Source organism: Deltaproteobacteria bacterium (assembly GCA_016874755.1).
Taxonomy (GTDB): Bacteria; Desulfobacterota; Binatia; order UBA9968; family UBA9968; genus DP-20.
Genome location: VGTH01000003.1, coordinates 17701 through 37859, shown reverse-complemented (window position 1 = coordinate 37859; position 20159 = coordinate 17701). Strand labels below are relative to the sequence as shown.

The following is a 20159-nucleotide window of genomic DNA, read 5'->3' as shown; positions in this document are numbered from 1 at the left end:
AAAAGCGGCGCACGCCAAAAACTTAGCGATTGCCGGGAATCACATGCGCGGGTTCGATCCAGCCATATTCGACTTCCGGCGATTCCGGTTCCAATCCCAACAACACAACCAAGTCCTCCCGGCGTCGGACCGTGTTCAACCCGGTGCGAATATGCGCCATGAATTTCTGATTGTCGGAGATGTAATGATCCGAAGGGAAAAACGCCACGACCGCCTTGGGGTCCTTGGCCGCGATGCGCAGCAAGCTATACAGAATCGCCGGCGCCGTGCCGCGGTTGCGCGGTTGCACGACCAGATTATCCATCGATTCGCCCGAGAATATTTGAGAATAGTAGGCTTCGTGCTGCTGATTGACGACGTACAGGGTTTGCTCGCGTTCGATTTCGAGCGCGGCACGGCGCTGGGTTTCTTCAAGGAGCGTGCCGCGGCCCATGACCGAGCAGAACTGCTTAGGGCGTTCATCGCCGGCGATCTGCCGGGTCAAAGATTTTAGCCGGGTGCCGTCGCCGCCCGCGAGGATTACGGCCCATTCATGTTTGCGGTTCTCGAGTTCGCTTTGTGCTGTGATTTGGATCATCTCGCCGCCCTGCGCTTTCATCGTTAGTTTACGTCCTTTGGGTGAATTGCGGATTGCCCAATTGTCACATTGGATGCTGCGCCGGGGTAAAAAGATGCGCTGGCCGGAGGCGGGATAGCGGTTGGCAAACGCAAAAAGGCTCGTGAAATGGTTTCTGCCATTTCACGAGCCTAAAGAGTTGAGACTCCTTGGGAAGTTTTAGCTGTTGCCGCCGGAGCTATGGCGCTGTTCGTCGCGCAAGGCCTTTTCGATTTCTTCGTCGAATTGCGTGCCGACGCGCTGGCCGGCAACGACGAGGTCCGCAGGGGCCAACATTGCCGCCAGGGCCTGCTGGATCTGCGAGCGGATGGCTCGGCCAGGGTCCCAGAATTGGCCGGAGTAACCCTGATGCGACACATATTCAAGCCAATCGTTGATGCCCTTTAGTCCAGCTTCCGCATCACGCCTGCCGCGCTCGTGCTCGCCGCCTTTGATCAGCGTCAACCCGAGATACAGCCGCGCCAAATGATCTTCTTTGTCGCGGGCGACGGCCCGCTCTAAGGTCGTACGCGCTTCTGGCAAGTTGCCGACCTCGTAGTAGGCGCGCCCAAGAAAAGCTAAAGCGCTCTCTTGCACACGATTAGGTAGGACGTAGTTCGGGTTGGCTTCGACAGCGCGGCGCAGATAGCCCACCGCGTCTTCGGGCTTGCCGGTTTGTAGGGCGTTGCGACCGGCCGCGGCGTCTTGGCTGACCTGCAGGCTGGCACAGCCGCCGGCTAACATCGCCGCAGACAGCAACACTGGAGCTAGCACTTTAATCGTCTTCATAAGATCTCCTTTGTTTGTAACTACGATGGCAATTTGATGGCTGGTTTGCCGCAAAAGATGCAACGCTGAGAATTTTCATGGTGCAGCTTGGCGCACGCGACGGCACGATTGCGGCGGAGATAGACTTCAGCAGCGGCCAGCATGCCGAGCACGGGTGCCGTGAAATAAATCCACAAATGCAGCCAATGGTGTGCGGGCACCGCCGAGGCAAAGCTCCGCGCCGGATTCATGCTCATACCCGAGAGCGGCGCTTCAAAGGTGATGTAAGTCGCGACCAATGCGCCGGCGCATAGGCCGGTGAGCTTGTGCAGCTGCGGATTATTCGACACATGGAGAATCACCGTCATGAGAATGAACGTGATGGCGACTTCAGCAAGGAACGCCACGGCAACTCCGGTGTGCCCCGGCGCGGTGACGACGTAGTGCACTGATGGATGACTTGCCCACTGCATGAGCATGAGCGCGGCCAGCGAGGCGCCGACCGCGCCGCCGACAAACTGCGCGACGATGTAGAAGACCGCGTCCCATTTCTTTACTTTGCCGAGCCGAAAAAAGGTCAGTGTTGTCGAAGGATTGGTGTGCGCCCCGGAGCGCTTGCCCCAGGGCGAATAGATAATGCTTATAGCGGTACCGCCCATCGCCAGGCCCATGAGAAACCGGCGCAATAGCGGATTAGGCAATGCTTGATGAATGGGCGAGTCCGGGTGCTCGAGCAACGCGCCGAAACTGAAGGCCGAAATCATGAACAGGCCGAGGCAGGCGCCTTCGATCAAGTATTCCGGCCAATGATTTCTGAGCGCGTCGGTCACGCGCTATTGGATGACGGATGCGGCTAGAACGATGCAGGAATCGTCGCTCGTGGCTCGTGCTCGGTTCGGAGTGACGACTACAAATACGAAACACGAGCACGATCAATTGAGCTTGATCACGTTCTTGATACCGGTTGCCTTGCCGACCAGAAGGTCGTGGTGATCTTCCATTTGGAAGCGGCCGCTGATCACCGACTTCACGGCGTCGGGCCAACGGGTGTTGAAAGCTGTCAGGTCGCGGATCGCGTCTTCGAAAGTGCCGCGGCCAGCGTTGACTGTGCCGAAGATGACCTGATTTTTGAGCACCAAATTGCGCATCATCAAATCGGTGTCGATCTGCACCGGCCCTTTGCGTCCGGGGACGCCGGTGAAGATAAAAATGCCGTTCATGCCCAGATACTGCACCATGTCGAAGGCCAGCTTGGATGCTCCGGTGGCTTCGTAGACGAGATCGATATTGCCGACGGCTCCGGCGAGCGCCTCCAGTGAATGGGTTTGCGCGGAGAAGTACTTGGCGCCGATCATTTCAACCACGCAGCTTTTTGAGTTGGGGGCCGGTTCGCGGGCATATACGGCGGTGTCGAAGCCGGCTTTGACCAACGCCATTGCGCCCAGCAATCCAACTGGGCCGGCGCCCAGCACCACGGCTCGGTGCGAGCCAGCTTTGGCTTTGCCCCAGGGCAAGCGTTCTTGGATGTCCCACACCTAGGCCATGCCCTTCTCTGCAATCGTTAGCGGTTCGACGAGGACGGCGACGTCGCGCAGGTTTTGCGGCACCGGATTCATATATTTCTCGTCGTCGACGATGAACTGCGCCATGAAACCGTGGTGTTCTTTGATGCCGCGCTCAGTAAAATCACCGGTGAAGCAGAAGTCTTGGCGTTCGGCGCGGCACGCGGCGCAGTGGTCGTGCGGGCAGGGGCGGCGCACCATCGGCACGACGATATCACCGACTTTGACTCGGGTTACTTTTGCGCCCACTTCGACGACCTCGCCAAGCGACTCGTGGCCGATAACCAGGTCGTCGAAGCCGCTCGGCGGCGTGCCGTATTCAGAAGCGCAGATTTCCCGGTCGGTGCCGCAGACGCCGGCTTCGATCATGCGCAGTTTGACATCAGTGGGAGACTCGATACGCGGTTCGTGCTGATTGATCAGACTGACCGATTTTTTTGCGGGCGTAACGGCGATGGCTTTCATCAACGGCTCCTTGGTTTGGGAAGAATAGTCAGAGCGGAAGCGTCGAGGAGTGTGGCTGCCACTCTATTTGATGTCGCGAGAAGTTGGAAGGATGCGCAGTCTTTATCGGCCCAGTGCCGTGGCGCGCAGGGAAGCGAAGCTGAGTCTTGGTTTGGGCGCTTCACGTTTCAGGAAAGAGCTCGTCAACGCCAGGGTCTTTTTGTAGGTCTTGAGAAAGGCGGTGCAGTCCTTGCACCCGCTCAGGTGCTCTTCGAAGAATCGTTGCACGGCTGGAGCCAAGCTGCCATTGAGATAGTCTGCGATCAGCCGAGTCTCATCAGCGCAGCTTAAACCTTCGTCGATACTGAGTTTGGTGGAATTACGATGAGAATTTCGGATGACCGAGCCGCGGTGATTGGCGCGGCTCGTGGTTTTGGTTCTGACGAGGTTAGTGGTGCGGTTCACATCCAGACCCTCCGGTGATTGCTGGAGACAATTCCTAGTGTAGACGGCGCCGAGGGTGGCGTGTGACGGGAACGGTTGCTTCGACCAAACGTACCGGTGCCAAAGTATTGGCGAGGCGGATTCGGTTCGAGCGAAACAGCTCTTTCATTGCCGCCAGCACCAGATTGTCGTCGCTGGTCTGGCTGGTGAGGGCCTGAAGCAGCTCCAACAGGTTGGTTCGAATCGGCTTGCTCTTGGCTTGGCTGCGGCCTGCGTGGTTCATGGTTCTTGTCCCCCTGTTACGACTTTTAGATGGCACGGGTCGGCAAAAGGTTGCATGCTCAATATTTTTTAGATCGGCGTCGGTTCAGTCGAGCTTAAGACGCGGCTGTCGGAACGATCCCCAGTCCCTCGATCCGCCGCACGCGCAGGCCTAATGCTTGGGCATCGCCAACGCATTCGCGACAGACGTTGATGTCGAGGATCTCGCCGACGATGCGGAATTCGGCCAGGTCGCCGCGATTGGACCTACATCGCTCGCATTTCACGGTGCCCCCTCGCTTTGCGGCTGCTCTTGACGCTCCAGACCGGTGCATGCTCGCGCACATAGTCCAGGCGCGCCTGGAACCAGGTGCCCTTGGGCCATTTCCAGTTGTGGCACGGCAGGTCGTCCAACGCATAGTAGCGTCTGCTATTCACGGGACTCTGCGTGAAAACGGATTCCCACGCGTTCATTGCTAAGACCTCCTGTTTATCTGACATTTTCTAAGTGTACCCGCGCAGTCGGATTGACTGCTGTGGCTTTGCTACTTAGACGTAAGAAACGTGAGAAAGATGTAGAGGAGCTGAGTGGGAAGGGGATGGAATCTGAGCTAGCTTGAGGCAACTAGACTAGCGGCAATGAACCCTATCCACGCCTCAGTTTTCGGACGCGCTGGCGCAGGAACCCGAGCAAGTTCTTTCGGGTCCTCTCGGGCATGACTTCGACGGGGACCGATTGGGTGGTGCTTATTGTCTTTCGATAGGTGTTGAGAAAGCCGATGCAGTCAGGGCAAATCTTCAGGTGTCGGTCGAAGCTCCGTTTGACCGGTGCGGTCAAATCTTCGTTTACGTAGTCGAGCAAAAGATTGCTGATCTCTTTGCAGGTCTTGTCGTCAGTATGCACGGCGGCTGGTTTTCGTTTTGGCATTAGCATCATTCCTTACGCTGCAGAATAGCCGAGATCAACCGCCAACTTGCCGCGCAGGAACAAGCGCGCTCGGTGCAGCCGAGTCTTGACGGCGGAAACCGTCAGGTCAAGGATCTCGGCGATTTCTTTGTCGGACATGCCCTCGACATCGCTCAGGACGACCACGCTTTTGTCGATTGGCTTAAGCTGATTCAAGGCCTTTGACAGCAATTGCCGCAGTTCCCGACCGGCATATTGTTCTTCCGCGGTGGCGCACCAGTCCACGACCGGACGGACCGCGTGGTGCCCGTCGTCGGCGAACTTGGGCAGAAACTCTTCGTACTCGACCTCTTTTTGTTTGTTCTTGCTCTTGCGGATTTTGCCCAGGGCTTCGTTGACGGTTAGACGATACAACCAGGTGGAAAATTGCGAGTTGCCCTGAAAACTTTCGGCCTTTCGGAAGACGGTCAGGAAGACCTCTTGGATCACTTCTTCGGCATCGGCCGGCTCGCCTAAAATGCGTTGGGCAACGTTGTAAAGCTTGGGCGAGTACTTGTTGAAGATGGTCTCGAAAGCCTGCTCATCGCCCGCTTGCAGCCGTTTGATCAGCGCGGCCTCGTTTTCATAGGAGCGAAGTGCTCTGGTCTCGGGAAATTTCCCTGCCGGCTTGCGATACCCCTTTTTTGGCGCTTGGTTCGCCGCTGTCGTCGGGCTGTCTTGCAGTGCCTCATTGTGCATACCAACCATAACCTCTCCTCCTGTTGGCAACTCAATCCTTCTGGGTTTAGTACAGAGCTGAATTCAAAAGCATTTCGATAAATGGCGAACCGTTCACGATGTGCAGCGATTGATTGCGCAATTTGGCGAGCTGGTTGGCCGCCTGTTCGTTCATGAACGTGACGCCCGCCGTATCCAATATAACCGTTAAGCCATTTGTGTCGTTCCCTTGCGACAAAACGTTTTGCAATTCTGTCAATGATGTCGAGTCAACGGTACCATCCAATCTGAGCCGCAAGGTTTTTTCGTTTTCGTATTGCTCGGTGATCTTCAGCATCTTGTGCTCCGTCGCTGTTGGTTAGGCTATAAAGCAGCCTTTGTGCCAATCTTGTAAACAATTGAAATGTAATGCGATTGTTAATTTTTGCGACTGGCCGTTACGACCCTTCGCAGCGAAATATCGCAAGCGTTGCGAAATGTCGCGACGAAATGGTATGACCACGGTGGCCAGGAAACGCTATGTCTGACATCAATTTGGGAGCGGCGGTTGGAGTAACGACAGCGGGTGAAGAGCGCTTTCGCTCGCTCTTCGAAAACAGTATTGACGCAGCGCTGCTCTCCGACCTTGCTGGCAAGATCGAAGCCGCCAACCCCGAGGCCTGCCGCATGTTTGGTTATACGGAATCTGAAATCTGCGCCTTGGGCCGCGACGGCCTGGTGGATCCTGAGGACACGCGCCTGGCGTTGCTCTTGGACGAGCGGCACCGCACTGGTCGATTTCGCGGTGAACTCACTTATCGGCGCAAGGACGGTTCGAAATTGGTCGGCGAAGTCTCCAGCTCGCTATACCACGACAGTTCGGGGGCGGCCAAAGCCGCCGTGATTATCCGTGACGTGACCGAGAAAAAGCGGCTGCAAAGCGTGTTGTTGACGCTAAGTGAGAGTGCCACGGGGATTACGGGCGAGCAGTTCTTTCACCTTTTGGTCAAGAATCTCGCGCAAGCGCTGCAAACCAAAATCTGCTATCTGGCGCAGTGCACCGATCGAAGCAAAACCCAATCGCGCACATTGGCCGTTTGGTGCGGCGGTGAGTTCGCACAAAACGTGGAGTATCGAGTAAAGGGGACGCCCTGCGCCAAAGTGCTTGAAGGCGAAGCCTGTCAGTTTGGCGAAGGATTGCAACAACTGTTCCCTGAGGACAAGCTCCTGGTCGAGCTCGGCGCGCAAAGTTACGCGGGCGTGCCGATCCCCAATCAATCCGGAGATAGTTACGTCCATTTGGTTGTGCTGGATGATAAGCCGCGCTGGTTTAGCGCCGACGAGCAAGCCATCCTGCGGGCGTTTGCCACGCGCGCGGCGGCGGAGCTCGACCGCGAGCGCGCCGACGAAGTCTTGCGCATGATCACCGAAGGTACGGCGGGGACCACCGGCGACGATTTTTATCGGCCGATGGCGCAGCACCTGGCCCAAGCCTTGGATGTGCGCTACTGCTTTCTCGCCGAGTGCACCGATGCGACCAAGTTAAATGTTCGCATGCTGGCGTTTTGGTCTGGCGACGGTTTCGCGGAAAACATGGAGTACAACATCAAGGGGCATCCGTGCGAGCGGGTGATTCCCGGTGAAACCTGCGTGTATCCGAAAGATCTGCAGCAGCTTTTTCCCACCGATCAAAGCCTTGTGGCGCTGGGCGCGCACAGCTATGTGGGGTTGCCGGCAAAAAATATTCACGGGGAAGTGCTCGGCCATCTGGTGATTCTCCACACCAAGCCGCGCGAGTTCAGTGAGCGCGAGCTATCGGTCCTGACAATCTTCGCTGCCCGCGTCGGCGGCGAGCTCGAACGGCGCAAGGTGCAGCAGGCGCTGCGTTCGAGCGAACTTCGCTTTCGCACATTGCTCGATATCAACAATGCGATCGTCTCGAATTTGCATCGAGATGATCTGTTCAAGTCGATTGCCGAGGCGCTAGATCGGGTGGTCTGGTTTGACCGTCTGGCTCTTTCTCTTTACGACACCAAGGCCAACGTTTTACGTATCGTCACCCATGCTGGGACTTACGAGCGCGCTGACTACACGCCCATTGGCCGTGAATTGAAGCTCGACGACAGCCCCGTGGGACAAGCGTTCTTGCAGCAGAAGCCGGTGGTCCGTCCCAATCTGGAAGCCGAACGCTTGACCTCGTCGGAGGATCGGGCTTACGCGCACGGCTTTCGCTCCATATGCGCGCTGCCGCTGGTGATCCGCAGCAAAAGCATCGGCGCGATCACGCTGGGGAGTTTGACGCCGCTGCAATATACGCAAAATGACGGCGAGTTGTTGATGGGCTTAGCCGGCCAGATTGCCATCGCCATTGACAACATGATGGCGCACGAGGAGACCGACCGTCTCAAAGCCCGCTACGAAGCCGACGCGGTTTACCTGCAGGAGGAGATCAAAACCGAACATAACTTTGAAGAGATCATCGGTCAAAGCGCGCCGGTGCGCGAGATGCTACGCAAAGTCGAGCAAGTCGCGCCCACCGACGCCACGGTCTTAATTCGCGGCGAAACCGGCACCGGTAAGGAATTGTTGGCGCGCGCGGTGCACGACCGCAGCAAGCGCAAAGACCGGCCGTTGGTGAAGGTGAATTGCGGCTCGATTCCGTCCGGCTTGGTCGAGAGTGAGTTGTTTGGCCATGAGAAGGGCGCCTTTACCGGCGCCCTGCAACAGCGCATTGGCCGCTTTGAGCTCGCCAACAGCGGCACGATCTTTCTCGACGAAGTGACCGAGCTGCCGCTCGATACTCAGGTGAAACTCCTGCGGGTCCTGCAGGAAGGCGAGTTTGAGCGCGTCGGCAGCAGCAAGACCCTCAAGGTCGACGTGCGTGTGATTGCCGCGAGCAACCGGAATTTCGAGGAGATCGTCAAGAATGGTTTGTTCCGCGCGGATCTGTATTACCGGCTCAACGTTTTCCCACTGGACGTACCGGCTCTGCGCGAGCGCAAGGGCGATATTCCGTTGTTGGTGAATTTTTTCTTGAGCAAGTTCGGTAAGAAGATCGGCAAAGAAGTGCGCGGCGTCGATCAACGCTCGATGGAGAGCTTGGTCAACTATGGTTGGCCCGGCAATATCCGCGAATTGCAGAACGTTGTCGAGCGCTCGGTCGTCGTCGCCACCGGCCCGGTAGTGAAAATCGATGATTCGCTGGTGCAAAAAAGCGACGCAACGCAATCGACCGGGGTGGGGACTCTAGAAAACGCCGAGCGCAGTCATATTTTACGCGCGCTCAAGGAAACCAATTGGGTGATTCATGGCAAGAAAGGCGCCGCGGAGTTGCTTGGCATCAATCCGAGCACGCTGCGCTCGCGCATGGAAAAGTTGGGGATCAAACGGCAAACGTAGGAGCAGGCAACAGCCGCGAGGCAACAGGCAACAGTTTTGGAATTGCCAAAGCAAGGATCTAGGATTTTGCCGTTACTGCTTTATGTCCAGCTCCGTGGGGCTTGGTTGCCATGAGCTTTGCTGCAATTCGATAGCCCAGTAACACGGCCAACACGATGGCGTATTGCGCCGGCCGCGTAATGTCTGATTTTACCAGCCAATAAAAGTGCAGCACGCCTAAGGTCGCCGCGACGTAGACCAAACGGTGCAGTTGCTGCCAGCGTTTTCCCAGCCTGCGAATCATCTCTGCCGTCGACGTCATTGCCAAAGGGACCATCAGCATGAGCGCCGTAAAACCGGCAGTGACGTAGGGGCGCTTGACGATGTCCTGGCCAATGCGCTTCCAGTCGAAGAAGTGATCCAAAACCAGAAAATTGGCGAAGTGTAGCGTCGCATAGAAAAACGCAAACAGGCCGAGCATGCGGCGCAGTTTGATCAGGTCGTGCCAACCGGTCAGGCGCCGCAGCGGCGTGACTGCCAAGCTCGCGAGCAAAATAAACAGCGCCCAGGAGCCGGTGAACTTGGTCAAAGTTTCGATCGGGTTGGCGCCCAAGTCGTCGCTGTAGAAACGATGGACGAGCTGTCCCAGCGGGATGAGGCAGGCAAGAAAAACTATCGGCTTTAGCTTGGAAACGCTCATCGCAGTCGATCCGTCCGATCGGTCCAATCCGTCGGATCCGTCAGATCAGTAGTTTTTCTTTAGGTCCAGCCCCTTGTACAAGCTCGCCACCTGCTCGCCGTAACCGTTGAACATGAGCGTCTTGCGCCGCAGGATCTCGCCGATGCGCCGCTCCGTGCCCTGGCTCCAGCGCGGGTGGTCGACTTCAGGGTTGACGTTGGAGTAAAAGCCGTACTCCTGCGGCTGCATCTTGTTCCACGAAGTCGCCGGCTGCTTTTCCATGAAACGGACCTTGACGATCGACTTGATGCTCTTGAATCCGTATTTCCATGGCACCACCAAACGCAGCGGCGCACCGTTTTGCGCTGGCAATACTTCGCCGTAAAGGCCGACGGAGAGAATCGTCAGCGGGTGCATCGCCTCATCCATGCGCAAGCCCTCGACATAGGGCCAGTCGATGGCGCTGCCGAAGAGGCTCGGCTGTTGGCCGGGCATGCGCTTGGGATCGACGAGCGTGACAAACTGCACATACTTGGCGTTGTTAGTCGGCTCAGCTTGATTGATCAAAGCGCTCAAGGGAAAGCCAACCCAAGGGATCACCATCGACCAAGCTTCGACACAGCGCATGCGGTAGATGCGCTCTTCGAGCGGTGCCAGCTTCATGATCTCTTCGATACTCAAGGTCTTCGGCTTTTTTACTTCGCCTTCTATCTCAACGCTCCAGGGCTTGGTGGTGAGGTACTTGGCATTCTTTGCCGGTTCTTCCTTGTCGAGGCCAAGCTCGTAGAAATTGTTGTAAGTGGTGATGTCTTTCAGCGAGTTGGCTTTCTCGCTGGTGCTAAAAGAGCTTTTTTTGACGTTGGGTAGTTTTTCCAGGGCATGGGCTGGAAGCGGATCCGCGAGCTCGATGCCGGCCAGCGCCGCGCCGGCGCCGATGGCGGCGAGGCCCGTCGATTTCATGAATTGGCGGCGGTTTATGTAAACCTCTTTGTCGGTGATCTCCGATGATTTGATGTCGCTCGGCTTCAATATCAACATCGCGGCTCTCCTCGTCCCGTACCTAATATTACGTCGCGCCTGACTCGACAGATTGCTCCAGCGTCATTCCGCCAACAGTTGTTTGATCATCGCTTCGGTCTTTTCGTAGGCCCCTTCGCCAACGTGGCTGTAGCGGACGATTCCCTTTTTATCAATTAGAATCGCCGATGGCCACGCCCAAACGCCAAAGCGCTTCCAGATGGTAAAATCGTTGTCCTGTACCACGGGATAGCGGACTTTCAGAGTTGCCGTCGCCGCCTTTACTTTGTCGAGGGGTTTCTCCCAAGCGAATTCCGGCGAGTGCACGCCGATGATCGTAAAGCCTTGCTTCTCGTATTTATCGTACCAACCCCGCAACTGCGGGATCACGTTCTTGCAGTTGATTCAGCCATAGGTCCAGAATTCGACGAGGACAACTTGGCCGCGGAGGTCTTTGGTCGTCAGCGGCGCGCTGTTGATCCATGAGCTGCCGGCGATTTCCGGCGCCGGCTTCCCGAGTGGAATCGCAGACGCGCGGTCGCTGACAACCCCGGCTAGAACCAGTCCGAGTAGAAGTGCCCCAAGTTTACGCCGCATATTGCTGCTCCTTTGCGGGTCAGAGCGTGCAAACCGTTAGATGTCGCGCGCCGACCGAAAGTTTCTTGCATGAGAAACCGGTCAAGTGGCGACAAAGTTCCAATTTATTGTGGCTGAAAGTGACAACGCTACGGGGCAATTCTCCCCGCAGCGTGAATCTTTAGTGGACGGTGGCTTTGGTGTCGGTCGGAAAGTCCAAATCTTTGTCAAACTGGATCGCCTGCGCGCGATTTCTAATCAGCTCAATCAGCGCCAAACGGGCCAGGCGGTGGCCATCCTTGTCATTGTCAGAGTAGGCGAACGCGACTTCACCGGCAGTTGCGATCATCTCGCCCAACGAGCTGCCGAGGCCTTTGGGGTTGCGTTCCATAAAGTTTCCTTTCGAGTTGTGCGGCTCCGTACTGCCTCGTTAAATTAGACGAGTGACCTTGGTAAATCTTCCAAAGTGTCATCTAGGCAGCAAAAATAACCATTATTCCGCCGGTTGCAAGAGGGGCGCCTCTTCTTCCACCTTCTGAAACAAGCCGGTGCGCCGGCCCCGATCCATTTCGTCACGGCTCAGGTAACCAACGCCGGCGAGCCGGGCGAGAATCGTGTTGCGACGGTTCAGCAGGTCGCGATCTTTAGGGGTGCGCGGGCTCGGCAACAGCGCCGCCAGAGTCGCTGCTTCCAGTGGGTCGAGGCCAGCCGCAGACTTGCCGAAGTAGTGGCGCGCCGCAGCTTCGACGCCGTAAATATTGCGGCCGAACTCGACGATGTTGAGATAGATTTCGAAAATGCGCCGTTTGGTCAAAGCCGATTCCAGTTGCTTGGCGATAATGATTTCTTTGACTTTGCGCAAAGGATTTTTCGTCGGGCTTAGATAGAGATTCTTCGCCAGCTGCATGGTGATGGTGCTGCCGCCGCGGGCAAAGCTGCCAGTGTCCCAGTCGCGTTTGAGCGCTTCTTTCAGCTCGTTCATGTCGACGCCGCTGTGGCTGAAAAACGCCGCGTCTTCGGCGACCAACACGGCTTTCTTCATGTGCTCGGAGATGGCGCCATAGGAAACCCAGTAGAATTGCCGCGCGATCTTGAGGTTTTTTTTCTTATACTCCGCGCTGCGTAAATCCATCATCGCCGAGCTTTTGGGGTTGCTTCTCTTCAAGGCAGTCACATCGGGCAGGCTGAAGTAAAAATAGTAAACCGCAGCCACGATGAGACCAATCAGAATGCTGCTAAAGAGAAGCTTTCTCATGGGCGGTGAAAATCTTCAGGGCCTTCGCTGTCATGGACGAGGTCGGATAGCGGTGCAATGAGGCCGGCGCAACCCAGCGCCAGTTAGATGACGGCAATCGGATCTCTTTGTGATCGGCCAATGTCACGAGAAAAACCGGCGCGTGGATATTGCGATGGGTGATCGCGTGGCGCAGCGTGCCGATTTTGCGCGGCGTTGCGTTATGGCAATCGATGGTACGAAGCTCGGCGCCCAGAGCCTGCTGCAGGGTTTCCCTTTTTTTTAACTCGCCACCGGGCAGCTCCCACATGCCGGCAAGCAAGCGATCTTTTGGGCGGCGGCGCAGGAGTATCTTGCCGTTGCGCCAGACAATCGCCAGCGGCCAGGCGACGCGGGTTTGATGCAGGTGTTTTTTGGTACCGGGAATAGACACCGCAGACGGATTTCGGCGCGACGCGCAGCATTGCTCAAACGGACAGGCCGCGCAGCTGGGCGCCGAGGGTGCGCAAACGGTGGCGCCCAATTCCATCAAGGCTTGATTGAAATCGCCGGGGTGGTGGTGCGGCACGAGCGTGGCAGCCTGGGAGCGCAAGGTTTTTTCATCGGTCAAAGCAAAGAGCCGACTGAGAACGCGCCGCACGTTGCCGTCGACGGCTGGATAACGCTGGTCAAAGGCAATGCTCATCAAGGCGCCCGCCGTGTAGTCGCCAACCCCCGGCAGGGCGCGCAGCGCATCGTAACGATTTGGCAGCTCCCCACCATGCTCTCGCGCGATGGTCTCGGCAGCCCGCTGCAAATTTTCGGCGCGGCGGTAGTACCCCAGGCCCGACCACAGCGTGAGGACTTTCTTCAGCGGCGCTTGTGCCAGCAGCGCCGGAGTCGGGAACGCTTTCATGAAACGCTCGTAATAGGGGATGACGGTCGCCACCTGGGTCTGCTGCAGCATGGTCTCGGAGATCCAAATGGCGTAGGGATCGCGCGTGCGTCTCCATGGCAAGTCGCGCCGTTGGGCGTCGTACCAACGCAGTAGCTTGCGGCGCAGCGGCGCGAAATTGTTAGCGGGCATCAATGCAGTTGGGTGGGTTTTCAGTTATAACGCAATGTAAACGAAAACCTCCGGGAAAGAAAACCTGTGGTACATGACATATCTGGGAGAGTCACCATGAAACCCACGAAATACACGAAATTAAAGAGGTAGACGTTTTGGTTTCGTGATTTTCGTGGGTTTCGTGGTTTCCCCAATGCCGATTCTTAACAGCTCAGTTACATTATGCTGCCGATCTTCTTTGGCCTGCTAACTTCTATCTGCTTCGGCATTGCCAGCTTGCTGGCGCAGCGCGGCTATCATGTTGGCGCGGCGCCGTGGGGTGCCTGGATTACCATCGCTTTCAATGCGTTGTTCCTCTTGACCGGCCATTTCTTGTTCGAGGGCGAGACGCGTTTGTTTGTTCGCGACAATCTTATCTACGTGGCCGTTGGCTTGTTTGTCCCCGGTGTCACCCGCGTTTTGAGTTTCCGTGGCATTCGTACTTTGGGAAGTTCCGTCACCTCGACCATCGTCAATACGACGCCGATGTTCTCCACCGTCCTCGCGATTATTTTGCTCGCCGAACGGCCATCCCCGTTGGTGTTGTTGGGTGTGCTACTGACGGTGGGCGGTTTGGTGACGGTGTCATGGGGCGGAGAGAAGACCTCCTACTCCAAGATCGAGCTGCTGTTTCCCTTTGCATGCGCGCTGCTGTTTTCGATGAAAGACATCGCGGTTCGTTGGGGATTGGGCGGCGGCAGCGGCCAGCCGATTCTCGCGGCGGCGATCGCGGCCGTGACCTCGACCATCGAAATTTTTCTTTTTACCCGCTACCTACAGGGAGAAAAATTCGCGTGGCCGCCTGCCAAGGTGGCGCGTTGGTTTGTCTGGTCCGGCGTTTCCACGGGAGGTTCGTTCTTGTTCATGTATCTCGCCTTTAGCATGGAGCGAGTTTCCATCGTCGCGCCGCTGGTGAATAGCTACACGGTGTTTGTCTCCATCCTGACGCCCTTTATGGCGCGCCAGATCGAGACTGTGACGCCACGCAAGTTGCTTGGCGCGGCACTGGTAGTGGCGGGAATTTTCGCCGTCTCGCTGGGAAAGTAGCGGCGCTAGACAGTCGCTTGTGCTGTCGCGAAATAGCCACCGTCGTGGTCTTGACGGCGGCTTATTTGCCCACGCCGCCGACGGTGAGATTCAACCAGGTTTGGTCCTGCTCTTTGCTGATCGCGATCAGCACCCGTTTGCCCTCTTTGCTGTAGGCGAGCATGGCAGCGCCGCTGCGCAGGTTCATGCTTTCCTGCCAACCGCGGGCCGGTAATTCTTTCTTGTAAAATTCGACAAGCTTGTCTGGCTCCATGGTGCCGCTAAACGACGCCTGGCCGGCGCCAAAGCCGAACAGGGCAATCTCCACCGGTTTGTCGCCGGAGCGCTTCATACCGTTGGGCACGGGAAGTTTGGTGCCTGCCACCGTCTCTTCGTAGCTGCCGCCGCCGCACGCAGCCAGCGTCAATGCGACTACGAGGGTCAAGCGCATTGCGATGCCACGCGCTGTGAAAGGCACGTTCATGACGCCACCTTCCTTTCCGTGTCAGGGCTTTCGGTGGTCGATGGCAATCCGAGAAAAAACCACAGCAGCAAGAGTGCCACGCCACAAAGTTCTGGCAGCGCAGGCGAGACTGAAATCAGCGCGCCGCCGAGCATGCCGCCGAGCGACGAGCCGACAAAGCCAAACAGATTGTAGACGCCGGTGGCGGTGCCGCGCCCGCCGGGCGGGATGCGACGGGTGAGAAAGGTCGGCAGCATGGGCTGGTAGACGCTGTAGCCGAAGAAGAACGCCATGCCGCCGGCGTAGAGCAAAAAATCGTATTGGGCGCCAAACAGATAGAGCGCGTAGCCGAGCAGAGCGGTGAGCCAGCCGACGCGGATCGGCTTTTGGAAGTGCCCCGACTTCTCCGCGCGCCGCATGTAGGGGAAGACCAGCAGTACGCTCGGCAGAAAGATGACCAAGTAAACCTTCCATAGGTCGACTTTCTCCATGCCGAGCTGCGTCCAGCTCAAAGGATAGGTGAAGAAAAAAAGATTCAGCGTAAACGACAGGACGAAGGCCGCGATGAAAATTGGCCGCAGGCGCGGGTCGCCGAGAATCGGCCGCAGCGCCATCGCTTGTTCCCGATGGGGGTTGCGTTGCACGCGCGGAAACGACGTCGCCGCCAGAATCAGCGAGAGAATGCCGACCCCGGCGAGGATGTAAAAGAGTCCGTTAAGGCCAAGATGGGCGGCGAGAACGGGGCCGGTCAACAGGCCCAGCATAAAGGCCGCGCCGATGGCGATGCCGGTGATGGTGAAGGCTTGGGCCAACACTTGCGGCCGCGTGACATCCGCCAAAGCGGCCATGGCGACCGCGCCGATGGCACCGCTGCCTTGCAAGGCGCGGCCGATGATCAAGCCGTAGATGCTGGTCGCCAAGCCGCAGGCGACGCTGCCCAAGCTGAACAACGCCAAACCAACGATCAGCACGGGTTTGCGTCCCCAACGGTCGCTCGCCCAGCCGAGCGGGACTTGGAAAACACATTGGATCAAGGCGTAAATGCCGAACGCGACGCCGGCCAAGGCCGGGTTGGCGCCAGGATAGCGCACCGCATAGGCACTGAAGATTGGCAGCATGAGAAAAATTCCCAGCAGCCGCAGCGCGGAAATAAGACTGACGACGATGACCGGTCCGAGCTCGGCTCGGGTGAAAGAGTGGGACGAATCAGTCAAGGCGCGCGGATTTCTCCATCGAAGAAAACTTCATAAACGATTCGGTCCAATGTACACGCTTGGTGAAAAATGGGAAGGGCAAAGCTAACGGGCAACCGCGCGGACCGGAGCGAAGTCGATGCCGGCCGCTTCGAAGGCCCGCTTCAAGCGGGCGCGATACTCCCGGCCGACGGTGTGTTGTTGTGAAGATTGAGTCTTGAAGCGTGCCTTGATGACGACGCCGGCGTCGGTGAAAGCATCGATGCCGAAGATCTCAATGGGCTCGATCATGAGCGCCGCGAAATTTGGCTCGGCACGCAGTTCTTCCGCCGTTGCGCGCATGATGTCGACAACGCGGTCGCTGTTTTCCTTGTAGCTCACCGTCACGTCGATGACGTAGGCGGACCAACCCTTTGACTGGTTCGCCAGCGTATTGATGGCGCCGTTGGGGAAAACATGCAGGACCCCCGCCAGGTCGCGCAAGGTGACGGTGCGAAACGAGATCGCTTCGACGACACCGCTCGTGCCATTGATAGTCACCGTATCGCCGACCCGAATATGATTTTCCAGAATCAAGAAAAAACCGCTGACCAAATCGCGCACCAAATGCTGGGCGCCAAAACCGACGGCCAAACCAACGATGCCGGCGCCTGCCAGGATTGGACCGAGATCGATGCCCAACTGGCCGAGTGAAATCAGCACGGCGACAAACCAGATGAGCCCGACCGCAACGGTCCAGAGCACGCTGGTGAGCGTGCGTATGCGCTTGGCGGCTGAGTTAGGATCTCTGTCGGTCGCCTGGGCCGCGCGGATGAGCAGCGTCTCTAGTTGGGTGAGGCCGAAGCGCAAGCATCTCATCGCCACATAAGCAATGGCGAGGATCACTAAGATGCGCACGCAAGCGAGCATCACGTTGACGCCAAGCTCGACCAGCTTGGTGGCCAAGTGATCGGTGGATTGTCCTACCATAAGAGGCCTCCGAGTTGCCTCGATCTTGCCATGGCCCAGAGCGAAAAGCGCGCCACCTGTCTTACAAATCCAGCTTGATGCCGCGCAACCACGGGTCGCTGCTAATAAGCCGGGCAAAATTGCTTTGCACGAGCTGTTCGATTCGCAAGGGCGTCGATTGCCGCAGTATGGCTAACTCGTCGATGACGCTTTGAATCGCGCTTGGCATGCCGACTTCGTCGTTTTTATTGAGCCAGCGTAATGCACCGGGGTTGTCGGTTTCCGTTAGCAGCAGATGATCGGGCACAGCCTTGGCAATGGTCTTGATGTAATCGGAAAACAGCACTTCGACACCGATGGTAAAATAGCAGCCGTAGGCGATCATCGCGCGCAGCACGTCCAGTGGGCCGGAGTACCAGTGGATGATGGCGCGTTTGACCTCATACTTTTCCAGCAGATCTAAGATTTCTTTTTCGCCCGCTTTGGTGTGCAGGTTGACGAACTTGTTTTGCGCGCCGGCGGCGGCGATGAAATATTCCAACACCTTTTTCTGCGCCGGATAGGTCGCAGTGTCGCGCACCCAGTGAAAGTCCAGGCCGATCTCACCGATGGCGGGGCTCGATTCGATATGGCGGGCGAGTTCAGGCAATCGGTCGGCATACTCTGCGGCGCGGCGCGGATGGATGCCGAAGGTCGGTAGAACTAAATCGGACATGGCGCCGATGCGCTGCAATTCGACATACGATGGGATGTCCATCGCCGTGGCGACGGTGAAAATGCGCCGTTGGTCGATTTCGCGAAGAGCGGCGTCGAGTTGGTCGCCGTATTTGTCCAAGTGAACATGGGCGTCGATCAGCATTGTCTTACCTCCCGCTATTTCGTTCGCCAATTGATCCACAGGCCGAGCAGCGCGACGGCGGCGGTGGTGAGATACATAATTAGAAAACTTTGATCGACCCAATCCAGCAGCGCGCCCATGGCGAGCGAGCCAATACCGATGCCGAGATCGTAGAAGAACTGAAACTGAGCGAGTGACTGGCCGCGTTGGGCGGCGCTGCTTTGATCCACCGACAAGGTCATCAGTGCGGGCTGGGCAGCGCCGGTGCCGAAGCCGCCGATGATGGCAGCGACGACGAGCAGCGTCGGAGAGGTGGAGAATGCCAACAGCACGATGCCAAGCAGATTCAAGATCAGCCCAGGGATGATGACGGCGCGCCGGCTGATTTTGTCCGAGATCGGGCCGGCGATGGGGCGGCTGGCGAGAATGCACGCGGCATAGGCGGCGAACCAGATGCCGGGGTTGCCCATGCCAATTTTCAGAGCGTGAATTGGCAGAAAGGTGAGAATGGCGCCATGGCCAAAAGAGAGAAAGGCCACGCCGATGGCCGGGTCGAGGGATTCCTTGACGATCAGGTTGTCGATCCAGCGGGCGGATTTTTTGACGGTGGCTTGCGGACGCTGCGGTTCGGCCACCGGCACGGCGAAGACAAAACTCAAGACGAGGAGCGAGGCGGCGCCGAGAAACACGCCCGGATAACCGAACGAATGATAGATGGCGAAGCCCAGCACCGGACCGAGCGCGGAGGCGAGGCTGCTCGCCATGCCGGCGTAGCCCATCAGCTCGCCGCGGCGCGCCTGCGGCACGATGTCCGCGGAGATTGTCGACACCGCGGTGGTGGCGCCGGACCAACCGAGGCCGTGGAGCACGCGAAACGGCAGCATAAGCGCGATCGACGGCGCCCAGATGTAACCCAGCTTGCCGGCGCAGAACAGCGCGATGCCCCAGAGCAGAAATGGCTTGCGACCGATCTTATCGATCAACAGGCCGATGGGGATGCGGCTCACCGTCGCGGTGATCGTGAACACCGCCATCACCGCGCCGATCACCGTGGACGAGGCGCCGAAGGTGATCAAGTACAGCGGGATCAGCGGCCGCGTGACATGGTGCGCGAGAAACACGCCGAAGCGGCTCGCCCAGGTGAGCAGAAAATCTTTGAGCCATGGTTTGACTGGCTGGTCTTCAGAGGAGCTCACGGAATGCAATTCGTTGAGTTTTCATCATTGCGGCAGGCGGCACGGGAAGTCAACGCGCGTGTCTGTGATCCGCCCAACTCCGAGCCTCATAAGCGCAACCTGGTTGCTCGCTGGCTGCCTTGAGTTTTCCCAGGCCATACCGTATCTCTATAAAACGTTGCCAAAATAGAGAATTCATGGAAGAAACGATTCGACAGATTGCAGTCTGGGCGCTGCCGGTGTTGTTGGCCGTGGTGCTGCATGAGATCGCGCATGGTTGGGTGGCCAATCGGCTTGGCGATCCGACGGCGGCGCGGCTCGGGCGCCTGACGCTCAATCCGATCGCCCACGTTGACCTTTTCGGCACGATTCTGATTCCGCTGATGCTGATCCTTTCCAATGCGCCGTTCTTGTTTGGATACGCCAAGCCGGTGCCGGTGAACGTTTACAATTTGCGCAATCCCAAGCGCGACATGATGTGGGTGGCGTTGGCCGGGCCGATGATGAATTTGATCTTAGCGTTGGGTTGTATTCTTTTTCTCAAAGCGGCGCTGCCTCTGCTGGCTGGGGTGGGCGGATCGTCAGGGTCGGCGCTGGCCAACTTCTTCATGCCCATCGCCGTGATGGCCAAGAACGGCGTGCTGATCAATGTTGCGCTGGCGGTGTTTAACGCTTTTCCGATGCCGCCGCTCGACGGCGGCCGCGTGCTGGTCGGTTTATTGCCCGACCGCGCTTCGGCGTTGCTGGCGCGGGTCGAGCCGTTTGGCTTCTTGATTCTCTTTGCTTTGTTGTTCACGCGCACCCTCGATAACGTGATCGATCCGCCGACTCATTTTCTGATCAAGCTTTATCTCGGACTGTTGTAGAC

At 57.7% G+C, this 20159-nt stretch carries 24 protein-coding genes and 1 pseudogene; 3 read left to right on the top strand and 22 right to left on the bottom strand.

The window, feature by feature from the left end:
• Positions 1–22: 22 nt before the first annotated feature.
• The 10 genes and pseudogenes from FJ145_02480 to FJ145_02435 all read right to left on the bottom strand — a co-directional run bounded on the left by FJ145_02480 (position 23) and on the right by FJ145_02435 (position 6035).
• Complete coding sequence (locus tag FJ145_02480; GenBank protein MBM4260285.1) at positions 23–598, bottom strand: hypothetical protein; 576 nt, start codon at positions 596–598, stop codon at positions 23–25.
• Positions 599–775: 177 nt separating this feature from the next.
• Complete coding sequence (locus tag FJ145_02475; GenBank protein ID MBM4260284.1) at positions 776–1384, bottom strand: tetratricopeptide repeat protein; 609 nt, start codon at positions 1382–1384, stop codon at positions 776–778.
• Between the two features lie 20 nt (positions 1385–1404).
• On the bottom strand, positions 1405–2127 hold the full coding sequence (locus FJ145_02470; GenBank protein ID MBM4260283.1) for an aquaporin family protein: 723 nt from the start codon (positions 2125–2127) through the stop codon (positions 1405–1407).
• Between the two features lie 168 nt (positions 2128–2295).
• A pseudogene (locus FJ145_02465) lies at positions 2296–3390 on the bottom strand (hypothetical protein).
• A gap of 102 nt (positions 3391–3492) precedes the next feature.
• Complete coding sequence (locus FJ145_02460) at positions 3493–3942, bottom strand: zf-HC2 domain-containing protein (protein MBM4260282.1); 450 nt, start codon at positions 3940–3942, stop codon at positions 3493–3495.
• Positions 3869–4096 carry a hypothetical protein gene (locus FJ145_02455; protein ID MBM4260281.1) on the bottom strand — a complete coding sequence of 76 codons (228 nt, stop codon included), beginning with the start codon at positions 4094–4096 and terminating at the stop codon, positions 3869–3871. Before FJ145_02455 ends, FJ145_02460 begins: the two co-directional genes overlap by 74 nt.
• A 245-nt stretch (positions 4097–4341) precedes the next feature.
• On the bottom strand, positions 4342–4548 hold the full coding sequence (locus FJ145_02450; GenBank protein MBM4260280.1) for a hypothetical protein: 207 nt from the start codon (positions 4546–4548) through the stop codon (positions 4342–4344).
• Between the two features lie 172 nt (positions 4549–4720).
• On the bottom strand, positions 4721–5011 hold the full coding sequence (locus FJ145_02445; protein ID MBM4260279.1) for a zf-HC2 domain-containing protein: 291 nt from the start codon (positions 5009–5011) through the stop codon (positions 4721–4723).
• A 3-nt stretch (positions 5012–5014) separates the two neighbouring features.
• Complete coding sequence (locus FJ145_02440; GenBank protein MBM4260278.1) at positions 5015–5728, bottom strand: sigma-70 family RNA polymerase sigma factor; 714 nt, start codon at positions 5726–5728, stop codon at positions 5015–5017.
• A 37-nt stretch (positions 5729–5765) separates the two neighbouring features.
• Entirely contained in the window at positions 5766–6035 is a 270-nt protein-coding gene (locus tag FJ145_02435; protein MBM4260277.1) for a hypothetical protein, read from the bottom strand.
• Between the two features lie 182 nt (positions 6036–6217).
• Between FJ145_02435 and FJ145_02430 the strand changes: the two genes are divergently transcribed.
• Positions 6218–9076, top strand: coding sequence for a GAF domain-containing protein (locus tag FJ145_02430; GenBank protein MBM4260276.1), 2859 nt, complete (start codon positions 6218–6220; stop codon positions 9074–9076).
• 58 nt (positions 9077–9134) lie between these two features.
• Here FJ145_02430 and FJ145_02425 read toward each other — a convergent pair whose 3' ends face one another.
• The 7 genes from FJ145_02425 to mutY form a co-directional block, all read right to left on the bottom strand.
• Positions 9135–9755 (bottom strand): sulfoxide reductase heme-binding subunit YedZ, encoded by a 621-nt coding sequence (locus FJ145_02425; GenBank protein MBM4260275.1) that lies wholly within the window; start codon positions 9753–9755, stop codon positions 9135–9137.
• A gap of 45 nt (positions 9756–9800) precedes the next feature.
• Positions 9801–10772: a protein-methionine-sulfoxide reductase catalytic subunit MsrP gene (msrP, locus tag FJ145_02420; GenBank protein MBM4260274.1), complete on the bottom strand. Its 972-nt coding sequence runs from the start codon at positions 10770–10772 to the stop codon at positions 9801–9803.
• 63 nt (positions 10773–10835) lie between these two features.
• Complete coding sequence (locus FJ145_02415; GenBank protein ID MBM4260273.1) at positions 10836–11156, bottom strand: redoxin domain-containing protein; 321 nt, start codon at positions 11154–11156, stop codon at positions 10836–10838.
• Complete coding sequence (locus tag FJ145_02410) at positions 11157–11348, bottom strand: hypothetical protein (GenBank protein MBM4260272.1); 192 nt, start codon at positions 11346–11348, stop codon at positions 11157–11159.
• Positions 11349–11508: 160 nt separating this feature from the next.
• Positions 11509–11718, bottom strand: a complete 210-nt coding sequence (locus FJ145_02405; protein MBM4260271.1) for a hypothetical protein — start codon at positions 11716–11718, stop codon at positions 11509–11511.
• Positions 11719–11820: 102 nt separating this feature from the next.
• A complete protein-coding gene (mtgA, locus tag FJ145_02400) occupies positions 11821–12582 on the bottom strand; it encodes a monofunctional biosynthetic peptidoglycan transglycosylase (GenBank protein MBM4260270.1) in 762 nt (253 codons plus the stop codon).
• A complete protein-coding gene (mutY, locus tag FJ145_02395; GenBank protein MBM4260269.1) occupies positions 12563–13627 on the bottom strand; it encodes an A/G-specific adenine glycosylase in 1065 nt (354 codons plus the stop codon). Before mutY ends, mtgA begins: the two co-directional genes overlap by 20 nt.
• A 204-nt stretch (positions 13628–13831) precedes the next feature.
• On the opposite strand from mutY, the gene FJ145_02390 reads away from it, so the two are divergent.
• Positions 13832–14695, top strand: a complete 864-nt coding sequence (locus FJ145_02390; protein MBM4260268.1) for a DMT family transporter — start codon at positions 13832–13834, stop codon at positions 14693–14695.
• A gap of 61 nt (positions 14696–14756) precedes the next feature.
• Here the strand turns inward: FJ145_02390 and FJ145_02385 are convergent, their stop codons facing one another.
• The 5 genes from FJ145_02385 to FJ145_02365 form a co-directional block, all read right to left on the bottom strand.
• Positions 14757–15158: a hypothetical protein gene (locus tag FJ145_02385; GenBank protein ID MBM4260267.1), complete on the bottom strand. Its 402-nt coding sequence runs from the start codon at positions 15156–15158 to the stop codon at positions 14757–14759.
• Positions 15155–16351, bottom strand: a complete 1197-nt coding sequence (locus tag FJ145_02380) for an MFS transporter (GenBank protein ID MBM4260266.1) — start codon at positions 16349–16351, stop codon at positions 15155–15157. The genes FJ145_02385 and FJ145_02380 overlap by 4 nt, the downstream gene beginning before the upstream one ends.
• 84 nt (positions 16352–16435) lie before the next feature.
• On the bottom strand, positions 16436–17299 hold the full coding sequence (locus FJ145_02375) for a mechanosensitive ion channel family protein (protein MBM4260265.1): 864 nt from the start codon (positions 17297–17299) through the stop codon (positions 16436–16438).
• Between the two features lie 61 nt (positions 17300–17360).
• Complete coding sequence (locus FJ145_02370) at positions 17361–18137, bottom strand: TatD family deoxyribonuclease (GenBank protein ID MBM4260264.1); 777 nt, start codon at positions 18135–18137, stop codon at positions 17361–17363.
• Positions 18138–18151: 14 nt separating this feature from the next.
• The gene (locus FJ145_02365) at positions 18152–19321 is read right to left on the bottom strand and encodes an MFS transporter (protein ID MBM4260263.1); all 1170 of its coding nucleotides are present in this window, start codon (positions 19319–19321) and stop codon (positions 18152–18154) included.
• Between the two features lie 167 nt (positions 19322–19488).
• Here FJ145_02365 and FJ145_02360 point away from each other — a divergent pair, with 167 nt between their 5' ends.
• A complete protein-coding gene (locus FJ145_02360; protein ID MBM4260262.1) occupies positions 19489–20157 on the top strand; it encodes a site-2 protease family protein in 669 nt (222 codons plus the stop codon).
• Positions 20158–20159: the final 2 nt, after the last annotated feature.